The sequence below is a fragment of the Zavarzinella sp. genome, assembly GCA_041399155.1.
Taxonomy (GTDB): Bacteria; Planctomycetota; Planctomycetia; order Gemmatales; family Gemmataceae; genus JAWKTI01.
Window position 1 is genome coordinate 1,172,160 of record JAWKTI010000001.1, and the last position, 13,599, is coordinate 1,185,758.

Annotated in this window: 11 protein-coding genes; 7 read left to right on the forward strand and 4 right to left on the reverse strand. The window is 48.9% G+C overall.

Annotated features, from left to right (window positions below; genetic code table 11):
• Positions 1 to 10: 10 nt before the first annotated feature.
• The 3 genes from dapB to R3B84_04950 all read right to left on the reverse strand — a co-directional run bounded on the left by dapB (position 11) and on the right by R3B84_04950 (position 3,135).
• Complete coding sequence (gene dapB / locus R3B84_04940; protein MEZ6139901.1) at positions 11 to 805, reverse strand: 4-hydroxy-tetrahydrodipicolinate reductase; 795 nt, start codon at positions 803 to 805, stop codon at positions 11 to 13.
• A 111-nt stretch (positions 806 to 916) separates the two neighbouring features.
• On the reverse strand, positions 917 to 2,311 hold the full coding sequence (thrC, locus tag R3B84_04945) for a threonine synthase (protein ID MEZ6139902.1): 1,395 nt from the start codon (positions 2,309 to 2,311) through the stop codon (positions 917 to 919).
• Between the two features lie 149 nt (positions 2,312 to 2,460).
• On the reverse strand, positions 2,461 to 3,135 hold the full coding sequence (locus R3B84_04950; GenBank protein ID MEZ6139903.1) for a hypothetical protein: 675 nt from the start codon (positions 3,133 to 3,135) through the stop codon (positions 2,461 to 2,463).
• Positions 3,136 to 3,411: 276 nt separating this feature from the next.
• Between R3B84_04950 and R3B84_04955 the strand changes: the two genes are divergently transcribed.
• The 4 genes from R3B84_04955 to rpsT all read left to right on the forward strand — a co-directional run bounded on the left by R3B84_04955 (position 3,412) and on the right by rpsT (position 7,143).
• Complete coding sequence (locus R3B84_04955) at positions 3,412 to 4,839, forward strand: c-type cytochrome domain-containing protein (protein ID MEZ6139904.1); 1,428 nt, start codon at positions 3,412 to 3,414, stop codon at positions 4,837 to 4,839.
• A 154-nt stretch (positions 4,840 to 4,993) separates the two neighbouring features.
• A complete protein-coding gene (gene rpsB, locus R3B84_04960; GenBank protein MEZ6139905.1) occupies positions 4,994 to 5,881 on the forward strand; it encodes a 30S ribosomal protein S2 in 888 nt (295 codons plus the stop codon).
• A 104-nt stretch (positions 5,882 to 5,985) separates the two neighbouring features.
• A complete protein-coding gene (gene tsf / locus R3B84_04965; protein MEZ6139906.1) occupies positions 5,986 to 6,828 on the forward strand; it encodes a translation elongation factor Ts in 843 nt (280 codons plus the stop codon).
• Between the two features lie 48 nt (positions 6,829 to 6,876).
• Positions 6,877 to 7,143 carry a 30S ribosomal protein S20 gene (gene rpsT, locus R3B84_04970; protein MEZ6139907.1) on the forward strand — a complete coding sequence of 89 codons (267 nt, stop codon included), beginning with the start codon at positions 6,877 to 6,879 and terminating at the stop codon, positions 7,141 to 7,143.
• A gap of 89 nt (positions 7,144 to 7,232) precedes the next feature.
• On the opposite strand, the gene R3B84_04975 is transcribed toward rpsT, so the two are convergent.
• On the reverse strand, positions 7,233 to 8,321 hold the full coding sequence (locus R3B84_04975) for a Xaa-Pro peptidase family protein (GenBank protein ID MEZ6139908.1): 1,089 nt from the start codon (positions 8,319 to 8,321) through the stop codon (positions 7,233 to 7,235).
• An 84-nt stretch (positions 8,322 to 8,405) separates the two neighbouring features.
• Between R3B84_04975 and ubiE the strand changes: the two genes are divergently transcribed.
• The 3 genes from ubiE to R3B84_04990 all read left to right on the forward strand — a co-directional run bounded on the left by ubiE (position 8,406) and on the right by R3B84_04990 (position 13,586).
• Positions 8,406 to 9,134: a bifunctional demethylmenaquinone methyltransferase/2-methoxy-6-polyprenyl-1,4-benzoquinol methylase UbiE gene (ubiE, locus tag R3B84_04980; protein ID MEZ6139909.1), complete on the forward strand. Its 729-nt coding sequence runs from the start codon at positions 8,406 to 8,408 to the stop codon at positions 9,132 to 9,134.
• 50 nt (positions 9,135 to 9,184) lie between these two features.
• Complete coding sequence (locus R3B84_04985) at positions 9,185 to 10,198, forward strand: uroporphyrinogen decarboxylase family protein (protein MEZ6139910.1); 1,014 nt, start codon at positions 9,185 to 9,187, stop codon at positions 10,196 to 10,198.
• Between the two features lie 226 nt (positions 10,199 to 10,424).
• On the forward strand, positions 10,425 to 13,586 hold the full coding sequence (locus R3B84_04990; protein MEZ6139911.1) for a DUF1553 domain-containing protein: 3,162 nt from the start codon (positions 10,425 to 10,427) through the stop codon (positions 13,584 to 13,586).
• The last annotated feature ends 13 nt before the right edge of the window (positions 13,587 to 13,599 follow it).

The following is a 13,599-nucleotide window of genomic DNA, read 5'->3' on the forward strand; positions in this document are numbered from 1 at the left end:
ATATAGTCGCTTACAGGCCAAGAACATCGTTCATGCTGTAACGACCAGCGGGCCGATTTGCGAGAAACTTGGCTGCCAGTAACGCCCCACGTGCGTAACTGTCGCGGCTGGTCCCCTTATGCACCAGTTCCATCGTTTCGCCAAGTGCAGAGTAAATAATGGTGTGTTCACCCACGTTATCACCAGCACGCACCGCATGAATGCCGATTTCATCGTCGCGACGCTGGCCCACCAATCCTTCCCGGCCATGCACATAGTGCGACAGCCCCATCTCCTGTGCAATCAGGTGGGCAAAATGCATCGCGGTGCCACTAGGAGAATCGTGCTTGAAACGGTGATGCCGCTCGACGATTTCTACGTCAAAACCTTTACCAGCTAAGGACTTACCAGCAACTGTCACCAATTTGAACAACAGATTGACCACCAGGCTGAAGTTGGGCGAAATCAACACGGCGGTTTCATGGGCAGCTGTGGCAATTTCATCCCGCTGGGCATCAGAAAACCCAGTGGTAGCGATCACAATGGGAATTTTTCTGGCAACGCACTCTCGAGTAATTGCCAAAGACCCATCGGGGGTTGAAAAATCAATCACCACATCTGGCTTGGTATTCAGATCCAGTTTTTCACCGATCAGCACTCCCACTGGGCCGATCCCTGCAACTTCGCCAGCATCCTTACCAAAACCGGGGCTTTGGCGTGCGTCAATCGCTGCCACCAGTTCAAACACAGAATCCTCATGGGACAAGGCCACCAGACGTTGCCCCATTCGCCCACAGGCACCATTAATCGCTAATTTTGTCTTCATATTCTCAATCTACAAACTTTTATTTCCGCAGGAAGGAGTAGACAAAATGATCATGAAACAGGGAGAAATACGCCAATGCCAGGTTCGGTGCATCGAACTCGGAATGTGTTGTCAGGCATATAATTCAATCGCTTTGACAATTTCATCGAGTTGATTGGGAACCTGAACAGCACGGTTGGCAAAATTCGCCCGCCGCACACCTCGCTTCCCGAGTGTCTCTTCAAATACTTTTGGATCGGTGGAATGGTAAGCCACCGTTGCAGTGGGGTCTTTCAACTGGTGGGCGGTCAGAATGCAAACAACCCGCTCGTCCCGGCCAATGATCCCTTCGGCACGTAGTTTTTTTACCCCAGCCACACTGGCAGCGCTGGCTGGTTCACAACCCAGACCACCTTTGGCAACCTGTGCTTTAGCATCCATCATTTCCTGATCGGTCACTTCACGCACCACCCCACCGCACCGTTCCAAAGACCGCAGTGCTTTGGGCAGGTTCACCGGACGGTTAATTTCTATCGCACTGGCAATAGTATCCGCACGGGCATTATTTTCGTTCATTTGTTGCCAGTATCGATCCAAAGTGAAGCGATCATAACGCCCTGCATCCCACCGCAAATGATGACGTTCGGTTAATTGATAGAATGTGTTGGCACCTGCGGCATTAATGACCGCCAACCGTGGGGAATGATCAATCAGACCCAGTTCACGCAGTTCGATGAATGCTTTACCAAAAGCTGCCGTATTACCCAGATTACCACCGGGTACCACAATCCAGTCGGGTATTTCCCAACGGAATGCTTCCAATACCCGAAACATGATCGATTTCTGGCCTTCCAGACGGAACGGATTGATGCTGTTCACCAGATAAATGCCCAACTGGGCACTGACATCCTGCACCTGGGCCAAGGCATCATCAAAATCGCCAGCAATTTGCAGTGTCAGAGCACCATGGTCTAACGCCTGTGCGAGTTTGCCGTAAGAAATCTTCCCACTGCCGATAAAGATAATCGCCTGCATCAAATTGGTGGCGGCACAATAAATAGAGAGTGAAGCACTGGTATTGCCAGTGCTGGCACAGGCTGCCCGATGTGCTCCCACCAATTGAGCGTGGGCAAAGGCTGCCGTCATGCCGTTATCTTTGAAACTGCCAGACGGATTCATCCCTTCGTATTGCAGGAAAAGCCTGCCTGAGTTCATATCGGTAAATTTGCCCACCGCATCTGCACGTTGGCAGAGGGTTTGCCCCTCTCCAATTGTGAGAATTTTTTCATCTGGGACGAATGGAAACAGGCTGCGAAACCGCCAAACACCAGAAAAATCGAGTGGCAGATAACGCTGTGCCCACTTTGCCTCAAAATCCTTTAATGTGCGTGGAACGGCAACTTTATCCCAATTGTAGGCCACATCCAGCAAACTTTGGCAGCGCGAACAGCGAAAACGGGTACTCAACAGATCTTCTGTGTGCCCGCAATCGGGATTGATACACCGCTGAAAGGCAATTTCACTCATACCTTTGAGAATATCCCACAACCACGTGTTAGCCTAGATGGCTTGGGTAACAGTTTGTGGCTAATCGGAAAGGTAACAACGATGACAGACCGCCCTTTTGACAAAAATGGGGCAGCATGGAAATCCATACCAAAATCAATCGAAGGAGATCATTTTTTCGGCAAATATCCCAATTGTGTTGCACATGATTCCCATGCATTGTAAACTTGGTCTGGTAATGCTACTGCATAATTAATCCATGCGGATATACTGGATTCTCCCCAGTATTGCTTAAGTTCTTCCCGAAACTTCAACCGACCTTTTTCAACCGCAGTTGTATTGTAAAGCTTGTCGTCGATTTCAAGTTGTTGCAACAACTTTAGTAACGGGTAAACCCCATTCTGAACCAGCTGATCCTGAATTTGATGGATCAGGTCTTCTTTGCCCCTCACTGCAAAATTGAATTGCTCTGAAATGGGCAATTGCCAGCCAGAATCTACTCGGCGTAATGTTTTGAACTGGCGGCGTCGAATCCACCACATCGCCCCATCTAACCGGATAATAGAAACATCTTTCATCTCATGGTGAGCAAACGCCACGCATGTTCCATCATGATAGAGGTGAACCAGTTGTGGGCTGGCTTGATATCTCCGAAGCCATACATATGCCCAGTGCGGTCCCCAACGGGTTTGTAGAAGGCATTTTACATGGCAACTACCATATGCACCATTTGTTATGGCTTCGTCGCCTGGTTGAAGGTAAACCGTATCAAAACAATCATCTTGGCCTTTGAGACCAAAAACCAGTTCTCCACAACAGAAACAAGTATCTAATTGGCATCTCATCAAGTGACTTCTCGGTCGCTTTTCCCTTGATAAACCACTTGAACTGAGTAGCACAAGCATCTTTGGGGATTCCATTGAAGAAATTGTACTCCGTAAACTGTTGATGTTGCAACAACCCGATTTCGATTTTCACTAATGTATTTTCTCTCAAATGTGTCCGGGCGATCGTACTTTCGGCACCGCAGTTCTGCAATTTATCGTTGCGTGTGTGGTAGCGAGTAGTGTAAAATACCGGTTCAAAATACAGAACATACCCTGCCACTGGAGCCATTTTTCGTGCACTACACATTCAAATTTTCTTTCATTGCCGTGCTGGCCTTGCTTTCGCACGGTGGGCAACTCTTTTCGCAGCAAGTCAGCTTTATCAAAGAGGTTGCGCCGATTTTCAAAGAATATTGCTTTGCCTGCCATGACAGTAAAAAACGGTCTGGCAAGTATGACATGACAACATTTGAGCAACTATTAGAAGGTGGTGCTGGTGGGGAAGGTATTGTACCCGGTAAGCTCAAAGAAAGTGATCTGTTTCACCTGATTGTCACTGATGAAAAGCGACGGATGCCACCACGGAAAGACAATTTGTCTGGTGTGCCTGCTGCCAAAGCGGCGATCATCAAAACCTGGATTGAACAAGGGGCCAAACTGGATGGCGGAATTGAACCGAAAGCCAATCTGGTCAAGGAGTTACGAATCCGGTGGCAGCCACCGACACCGCCAGAAAAGTATCAGTTCCCTGCGGTAATTAACGCACTGGTGTTTACCACGGATGATAAGCAACTGATCGTCAGTGGACACCACGAACTCACTTTTTGGGATGTTGCAACAGGAAAATTGGCCAAACGGCTTCGCACCCGTGCGGAACGTGCCTACGCGATTATTCCACTGGATGACAATCGCATTATTGTGGCAGGTGCCCGACCAGGTCAGGAAGGCGATATTTGTATATACAACATTTCTGCTGCGGGCCCCACCGCCAATGGTGTTGTGGTGCTGGATGGGGTCGCGAATCCCAAAGTGCGTGAAAAAACTCTTCTGGAAGTAGAAGATTCTGTGCTGGCGCTGGATCTCAGCCCCGATGGCAAGCAATTAGCCGCAGGTGGGTGTGACCGGATCATTCGAGTTTGGGATCTTGCTTCTGGGAAAATTGTACGAGAGTTTGAAAACCACGCCGATTGGGTGATGGGCGTGCGATTTACCCCCGATGGCACCCGCCTGCTAAGTTGCAGTCGGGACAAAACGGCAAAAATCTGGGATCTGAAGACCAACGAAAGCATTATGACCATGCCCGACCACCAGAACATCGTCTATGGCGTGGGTGTGAAGGCTGATGGCAAAACCGGTTACAGCGTGGGTGCGGATAAACAGGTCAGGTCGTGGTTGCTTTCCGGTCAAGGGAAAGGTTCCAAAGGCCTGGGAAGCCATGGTGATGAAATTCTGCACTTCAAGCAGCACCCCAAACTGCCATTGGGTGCCACGGCATCTGCTGATAAAACAGTAAAACTTTGGGATCTGGAGAAGGGCACCAATACCAAGACTTTCACGGGTTTGAAAGACCACGTTTTTGCAGTGGCGATCAGCACCAAGGGTGAGCTGGTAGCCGCTGGTGGTTACGATGGGGAAGTCAAAATCTGGCAGGTGGCAGATGGGAAGGAGACACTTAGTTTCATTGCCGCACCTGGGTATGTGAAGAAAGCGGACCCAAAATAGAAATGAGCAAAATCTCATTTTTTGCAGTGTGGGATTTTTCAAAATTTCATGAAACAGCACTTCCAACATACGTGATCGTTTCTATAAACATCTTTTCACTGTTGCCGCCAGATTGGGCGGTTTTCGCGTATTTGTACAAGGGGGACTTCCCAACGTGTCAGTAGTTACCGTCAAAGAATTGTTGGATGCAGGTGTCCATTATGGGCACAAAGCAAGTCGCTGGAATCCGAAAATGCGGCCGTATATCTACGGCAAAAGAAACATGATCCACATCATCGATCTGCGGGAAACCATGCGTGGTATCCTGCGTGCAGATCGGTTTGTCAGCCAGGTGTGCAGCCGTGGTGGCTCCGTTGTTTTCGTGGGTACCAAGCGACAGGCAAAAGATATTGTGGAAGAACAGGCACGCCGGGCTGGCATGCCGTTCGTTTCAGAACGCTGGTTAGGTGGTATTCTGACCAACTTCCGCACCATCCGCAATCGACTACGACGTTTGGAAGAACTCGAAGCCATGTGGCTGCCCGATGGGGAAAACCCCAGCCGGACGAACATGGATGAGTACATGACCAAAATTATGGGTGAATCGGGTCGCCTCGACATCCATCGAGCCCCACCCACGGCCAATATTCATACTTACTCCAAGAAAATGATTTCGAATCTTTCTCGTGAGTTGATGAAAATTCGTCGTAACTTGCAGGGGATTCGGGAGTTACGGAAACTGCCCGATGCCATTATTGTGGTTGACCCCAAGAAAGAACATATCGCTGTGAAAGAAGCTGCCCGCATGGGAATTGCCACCATCGGTCTGATTGATACCGACAGTGATCCGGACACCATTGACCTGCCAATCCCAGGCAACGATGACAGCATCCGCGCCATTGAACTGGTGGTGGGACGTTTGGCGGATGCAGCGATTGCTGGCAAAGCAGCTTTATCTCCGGAAGATCAGGGGCGTTCAAGACAGCGTCAGAATCTTTCGAATCCGATTGAAGCCAGTGAAACAGACAATTTAACCGCACCAAGCGGTGGGCAAGCATCCTAGTATGTTTGTTTGAACCTGATACGATAAAATGTGTCATTCGTTTGTAAGGTGGGGAACTGCGGTTTCCCATTGCAACAGATAATTTGATATTTGCTGAGGACAGAATGAGTACTCCTATTACCGCGGCGTTGGTGAATGATTTACGGAAGCGAACGGACATGCCGATGATGGAATGCAAATCGGCATTACAGGAAGCTGATGGCGACATCGAAAAGGCAATTGAAATCATCCGCATGCGCAACAGCAAAGTAAGCGGTAAGCGGGCGATGAATGAAACGGCAGAAGGCCGTATTGCTGTTTACATTGATGCAGCCAAAGAAATTGCCACGATCCTGGAAATGCGTTGCGAAAGTGCCCCTGTGGTAAAAAGCGATCAGTTTCAGGCGTTGTGTAATGATATTGCCAAGGTTGTTGCTGATCAGAATCCCGCAACCGTTGAAGAACTGATTGGTTTGAAAACTGATGCCGGTTTGACCGTGACGGATCGAATTAACGAAGTCATTGGTTTGATCCGCGAAAATATGAAGGTGCAGCGGTTCGCACGTTTTACTGGTGGCAGTTTTGCAGAATATATTCACCACGATGGCAGCGTGGGGGCATTGTTACAAGTGAGTGGGCCAGCGGATGCAGCAACACTGCGTAGCATCTGCATGCACATTACGGCTGTACAACCCACCCCGATTGCACTAAATGCGGATGGGGTGCCTGCAGAATTGCTTGCGAAAGAAAAGGCGTTGGCTGTTGCCAAAGCAGAAGCCACTGGCAAACCTGCGAATATTGCCGAAAAAATTGCCGAAGGGCAGATGAAGAGTTGGCTGGCCGAAAACGTCCTTCTCGATCAACAGTTTGTCATCAGCCCCGACAAAACTGTGGGCCAACTGATCCAGTCTTTAGGTGTGCAGGCCAGTGGTTTTGCACGCTTCAAAGTGGGTGAAGTAACCGTATAAATCGTTGTAAATTATTATTTGATAAACACTTAGGATTAATTACCGAATATGCCACACACAAAAAGTGCTAAAAAGTCGTTGCGTCAGAACGAAAAGCGTCGTGTACGTAACAAGAATGTAAAGAAAGGCCTGAAAGTTCAATTAAAGAACTTCAGCAAAGCCACCAAAGCTGGTGGAGAAGAACTGATTAAAGAATTGCGCGCTGCCGAGCAAAAACTTGACAAAGCAGCAGCAAAGGGCGTTCTGCACAAGAACACAGTTGCACGCAAAAAATCGCAATTAGCCCGTCAGGTCAATGCCTTAGCAGCCAAGTAATTGGTTGGTATCAAATTTATCAAACATGGCAATATTATACTATACTCATGTTTATAAGTTTGCGATATTCTAATTTGATAATATGTCGATTAGACCAATTTAATTTCGTGGTTGCTTAACCGCTCGAAGCCCGCGTCTGTGATCAGATAGTTGTGTTCAATGCGGATGCCGCCGATACCGTCAACGTAGACACCTGGTTCCAGCGTTACGACGTCACCTGCAAGTAATGTTTCTGAACTGGCTTTCACAAAATACGGTGTCTCCGGGTGCTGAATCCCCAGGCCATGTCCTGCATGATGTGGGAAGTAATCTTGAAGTCCGTATTCCTGCAATTTCCCTGCAACTGCGTCGTAAACTCTTTGGCATTCTGCATTTGCGCGAAGTTCGGCCTCACCCGCCTGCATCGCTGCGGTGCACGCATCGTACAACCGCATCTGATCGGCAGTGGGATGACCTCCCACAACGATTGTATTGGTAAAGTCGCACCGATAGCCGAAGTGCACCACTGAAAAATCGAGGATCAGCATATCGCCGTTCTGAAGTACTTGTCTGGTAGGTGGCCCACCTCGACGGGCACTGCCGGGCGAAACGGCAAAATCTCCGTACAGCACCTGGGCACTGCCTTCGTGCTGGGCAACTGCCTGAAAGATACCCAGGTAAACATCTAATTCAGTCATGCCCGCCTGGACGTGCTGCAACGCCCACGCGTGGCCAATTTCACCCAATTTCATGCACTTTTTCAGCAAGGTGATTTCATCGGAGTCTTTTTGTCGTCTCATCTGTGTGATGGTGTCGTATAACAGCCCCGCGTTGGGAGCGAGCAGACCATCATCAATACGCGGGGCATATTTTTGAACTTCTTTCGTTAAAAATGTCCGACGTGGGCCTTTTCCAGGAGATTGACCATCGTACCAGCTTAATGAAATGTGCTGATCCACATGGCATTGTTTCGTTGGGGCAGGGAGGCGGGTATCAGATATGAGAATGTTCTCACCATTTGATCGCAGAATCAGCACCCCGCCAAAATCTGCCCCCAGGTGGAACGGTTCGACGTGAAAGTTAGCAAAGTATCGCAAATGGATGGGATCAGACAGCACAATTTCAGGCAATATCCAGGATTTCCCCAACAGATTCCACAAACGTGCTCGTCTCGCTTCGCATCCTTCTTTGGTTAACATTGGTTCGATTCCAAATTCCTGGTTGATTTTTGTCATTTCACTGCGGTTACTATCTTATGATTAACGAAATTGAGAACTGAATCGATGTCAGAACTGTTAGATCGCCGCGAAGTGCGTATTCAGAGAATGTTTGATGAAATCGCACCGACGTATGACTTTCTGAATCACCTGTTGAGTGCCCACGTCGACAAATTGTGGCGAAAACGGGTAACAAAACTGGTGCCTTTGACACATGGACGAATGTTGGATCTGTGCACAGGTACGGGCGATCTGGCATTCGCCTATCACCAACGCACGCAGGGCCAATTTCCAGTTATTGGTGGGGATTTTTCGGCAGAAATGCTCGGGCTGGCAGTCAAAAAGGCCAAAAAGCTGGGGTATCCAATCCCTTTTGTGCAGTGCGATGCCCAGCACCTGCCGTTTGAAGATAATTCCTTCGATCTCGTCAGCATTTCTTTTGGTTTACGCAATGTCACCAATTTTCGGCAGGGACTGTCTGAAATGTTGCGTGTTTTGAAACCAGGTGGGAAGCTTGCCGTGCTGGAATTTTCCAAACCAAAGCACTGGTTGATGGGACGAGCCTATCGGGCCTACTTTAAATTTGTCCTCCCCACGTTGGGGCAACTTGTTTCGCGAAGCAAAGACCGTGCTTATGTGTACCTGCCTGCAAGCACGATGGAGTTTCCCGATGGTGAGGAACTGGCCACCATTATGCGTGAAACAGGCTTTGATCAAGTGAATTTCCGGCCTTTTACCCTGGGAATTGCCACTTTATACATCGGTACAAAGCCCGAAACTGCCACTTTTCAGTAAAACATTCAATTCTGCCTGCGGGTGAATGATTGACTGCTAAAGGGCCATCCATGTCGGAAAAACAACCAGAACATTTGATACTTCGGGCCATTCGTGGGGAGCACGTGGAACGTGCTCCCGTGTGGGCGATGCGACAAGCAGGCAGGTGGGATCCAGAGTTTCAAAAAGTTCGTAAAGGATTAAGCTTTTTTGAGTTTTCAGCTCGGGCTGATCTGGCCGCAGAAGCAAGCCTGTGCCCGAAGCGGTTTGGTGTTGATGCAATCATTCTGTTTTACGACATCACCACCATTCCTTACGCCATGGGACTGCCATTTGAGTTGAAGCCCCACGTGGGACCGATGCCGCACGAGCCGATTCGCACACTGGCCGATGTGGAGAAGTTGTTCGCCAGCCCAGATGAGGATCAGTACCGCCACATTCTGGATTTGCTGGATATTGTGAAAAAATCATTAAAAAATGAGCTGCCGATCCTGGCCTTTGCCGGTGCCCCATTTACTGTGGCCACCTATTGCATTGGTACGGGGAAAGAAATGGACGCAACACGTCGCTTTGCTGCGGAAAATTCCGTGGTATGGCAGGCATTGCTGGAAAAATTGCAGGGTGCCACGATCGATTTCCTCAACATGATGAGTTCGCACGGTGCGGCAGCCTATCAGTTGTTCGATTCATGGGCTGGTGGCTTAACCGAAACCGAATACGATCTTTGGGCCCAGCCGTACCATCAAACGATTCTTGCTGGTGCGAATCAGGTCCCACGAATATTATTTGTCAAAGAAGGCCCGTATCTGGATAAAATGGTGGCAACCAAACCAGATGCAATCAGCCTTGGAAGGTGTCACTCGTTGAAGCAGGCGAAAGAACAATATCCAGAAATGGTATACCAGGGGAATGTTGATTCCGATTTATTGCAAACTGGAACTGTAGAAGAAGTTAAAGAAGCAGTATTCAACTGCCTGACAGAAGGTGCGGGGCACCACCATATTCTGAATTTGAACCATGGGGTCGACAAAAGCACACCCGTCGAGAACTTTGCAGCCTATGTGCGTGCAGCAAAAGGCGAATAATCTGCTTTATTTTTAACTATTTATATAGTAAATTTGTTATTTATCTGCCGTCATTTTCGTTGTAATCCCCACCTTTTCACTGCATTTCTGTTGATTGGTGAGAGGTTTCTTAGTTGTGTTTTCGCCGTTTATTCGGTAAAATGAACTTATATTGCCCATATTGTTATTTGCAGATAATCCCGCCGCCCGTTTTGCATAGTTTTTCGACACCTTGAAAGGATGAAGCATGAAGTTCCTCTCTGTTTTTGTAGCTGGTCTCCTGCTGGTTTCCTGTTTACATGCTGCAGACAAACTGGAATATAACCAGCACATCCGGCCGATTCTGGCGGATAGTTGTTTTGCGTGCCACGGACCGGATAGTGCCGCACGGAAGGCAGGCCTGCGTCTGGATCTGGCAGAATTTGCCACCAAAGGTGGGGATTCTGGCACTGCCGCGATTGTGCCTGGCAAGCCAATGGAAAGCGAACTCTATCTCCGGATGATCAGCACTGATCGTACAGAAATGATGCCCCCTCCTTCTTCCCACAAAGTGCTGAAGCTGGAACAGAAAGAAATCATCAAACGATGGATCCTGGAAGGTGCGGAGTACCAACTGCATTGGTCGTTCATCCCACCCGTGCGGCCCGCACTCCCCAAAGTGAATGATCCTACCTGGATTCGCAATCCAATCGACTATTTTGTCCTTTCCCAACTCGAAAAGCGTGGGATGAAGCCCGCACCCGAAGCTGATCGTTCGACAATTGTTCGGCGCTTGTCTCTGGATATTCGAGGTTTGCCACCATCTCGAGAAGAAGTTGAAGCAGTACTTCAGGATCAATCACCAGATTGGTACGAAAAGCTGATTGATCGCTTCCTGAGATCACCCGCGTGGGGAGAACATCGTGGACGTTACTGGCTGGATGCTGCCCGCTATGCCGATACCCACGGTATCCATTTTGATAATTTCCGCGAAGTGTGGGCCTACCGCGACTGGGTAATTGACGCATTCAACCAGAATATGCCATTCAACCAGTTCAGTATCGAGCAATTGGCAGGGGATTTACTTCCCAATGCAACGCTGGAACAGAAAATCGCTTCAGGCTTCAACCGATGCAATATTACCACCAACGAAGGTGGCCTGATTGATGAAGAGTATTTGGTTCTGTATACACGCGATCGCACAGAAACCACTTCTACCGTGTGGCTGGGTCTGACCGCTGGTTGTGCGGTATGCCACGATCATAAGTTTGATCCGATTTCTCAGAGCGACTTTTACTCTCTGGCGGCATTTTTCAACAATACCACCCAGGGAGCTCGGGATGGCAATATTCCAAACACCCCACCAGTGATTGAAGTGCCTTTGCGGGAAGACCGAGCAAAATGGCAGGCACTTCTGAAACAGGAAGAAACCGCGAAAGCTCGCCTTGAAGGACTTTTTCAAAACAATCAAAAGCCGATGGAAGAATGGCTGAAGCAGAAAAAAGCGGGCGGCGTTTATGGTATGATTCCAAGTAAGGATTTGCAGTTTCATGCTTTATTGGCAGATAATGCAGCTGATCGCATCACTGTGGTATCCAACGGGCAACTTCGTCAGATTACTGCGGGAGGACCACTTCGCTGGGCACCCGGTCAGGTAGCGGATCATTCGTTGAACTATTCCGCGGGTCTACGTCTGGAAATTGACGATGCAGGTCAATTTGACCGCGATCAGCCGTTCAGCGTCAGTATGTGGATGCTGATGCCGAAACGACGAATGTCGGGTGCACTGGTTTCTCGTATGGAAGCTGGCCCAGGTTTCCGTGGCTGGGACATTTTAATGAGCGGAGGCAAACTGAACGTCCATCTGATTAACAACTGGCCCGGAAACGCAATCAAAGTGATACTTGACGAGGAACTTGATCAGAACAAGTGGTATCATGTTGGTTTCAGTTACGATGGATCTGGCAAAGCAAGTGGCATACGGATCTTTGTCAATGGTGAGTTCAATGACAAAGTGAAGATCCTGAATGATAATCTGACCGAGACAATTAATACAGATGTTCCGTTACGAATTGGTGGGAGAAGTGCTGATTCCGAAGCGATCGACATCCGGTTACAGGATTTGCGAGTTTACTCGAAAGCTATCGGACTGCGTGATGTGGCGGAATTGAATCAATTAACCCGAACCGCATATCTTGCCAGTCTGCCTGCAAATCGTCTGACCGGCAATTTGCAACGAGAATTCCTGACTTGGTGGATGCAGAAATATGTGCCTGATTACGCAAAAGCATCGCAGGAAGTCGCCACCGTTTTAGCGGAGAAAGCCCCCATTCTTGCACGTGGCACGAAAGCCTTTGTGATGAACGAAAAAACCACCCCACCTGAAGCATTCATTCTGCACCGAGGGGAGTACAACGAACGTCGTCAGAAAGTTTCAGCAAATGTGCCGAAAGTTCTGCCACCGATGAAGAAAGAGCTACCCACGAACCGCCTGGGGTTTGCAAATTGGCTCTTCGAACCAAACCACCCTCTGACGGCACGCGTCACTGTAAATCGGTTCTGGCAGGAATTATTTGGTCGTGGGATTGTTTCAACTCCTGGTGACTTTGGCATTACCGGCACCTTACCTACCAATCCGGAACTGCTGGATTGGCTGGCTTTAGAATTCCGCGACAAAGGCTGGAACATCAAAGAATTCTACAAACTGATTTTCATGAGCAATACCTATCGCCAGTCGGCTCAGGCGACACCAGAAAAGCTGGAGAAGGACCCCGACAACCGATATCTTTCTCGTGGACCGCGGTTTCGCATGGATGCCGAAATGATCCGCGATTACGCGTTAAGCAGTAGTGATCTGCTGGTGAAAACTATTGGTGGTCCAAGTGTGCGACCGTATCAACCCACAGGTGTGTGGGAAGCAGTGGCGATGCCAGGCAGCAACACCCGCAACTACAAGCAGGATAACGGCCCGAATCTCTATCGTCGCAGCATGTATACTTTCTGGAAGCGTGCTGCACCACCAGCAAGTATGGATATTATGAATGCACCAAACCGCGAAACCTGTGCGGTAAGCCGTGAACGCACTAATACCCCGTTGCAGGCACTGGTGACATTGAATGACCCACAACTCGTGGAAGCCGCACGGGCCATGGCAACCAAAGTACTGGCACAGATAAATGGTGATGAGCAACGTCTGTCTGACATCGCGTACCGCCTTCTGGGCAGACCTTTCACCACCCAGGAATTACCAATTGTGCGGAACAGTCTGACGAACCTGAAGGCTGCTTACGCAAAACAGCCTGAAGAAGCTAAGAAACTGTTAAGTGTGGGCGAGTTCCCATTGCCAGCGAATGTGAATGTCAACGAATTGGCAAGTTGGACCTTGTTGATTAATCAGTTGATGAACCTTGATGAAGTGTTAAACAAATAACCTGCCTTCCTGA

Coding starts and splice junctions, on each gene's coding strand:
- dapB (MEZ6139901.1), bottom strand. CDS start 805: ATGAAGACAAAATTAGCGATTAATGGTGCCTGTGGGCGAATGGGGCAA.
- thrC (MEZ6139902.1), bottom strand. CDS start 2,311: ATGAGTGAAATTGCCTTTCAGCGGTGTATCAATCCCGATTGCGGGCAC.
- R3B84_04950 (MEZ6139903.1), bottom strand. CDS start 3,135: ATGAGATGCCAATTAGATACTTGTTTCTGTTGTGGAGAACTGGTTTTT.
- tsf (MEZ6139906.1), top strand. CDS start 5,986: ATGAGTACTCCTATTACCGCGGCGTTGGTGAATGATTTACGGAAGCGA.
- rpsT (MEZ6139907.1), top strand. CDS start 6,877: ATGCCACACACAAAAAGTGCTAAAAAGTCGTTGCGTCAGAACGAAAAG.
- R3B84_04975 (MEZ6139908.1), bottom strand. CDS start 8,321: ATGTTAACCAAAGAAGGATGCGAAGCGAGACGAGCACGTTTGTGGAAT.
- ubiE (MEZ6139909.1), top strand. CDS start 8,406: ATGTCAGAACTGTTAGATCGCCGCGAAGTGCGTATTCAGAGAATGTTT.
- R3B84_04985 (MEZ6139910.1), top strand. CDS start 9,185: ATGTCGGAAAAACAACCAGAACATTTGATACTTCGGGCCATTCGTGGG.
- R3B84_04990 (MEZ6139911.1), top strand. CDS start 10,425: ATGAAGTTCCTCTCTGTTTTTGTAGCTGGTCTCCTGCTGGTTTCCTGT.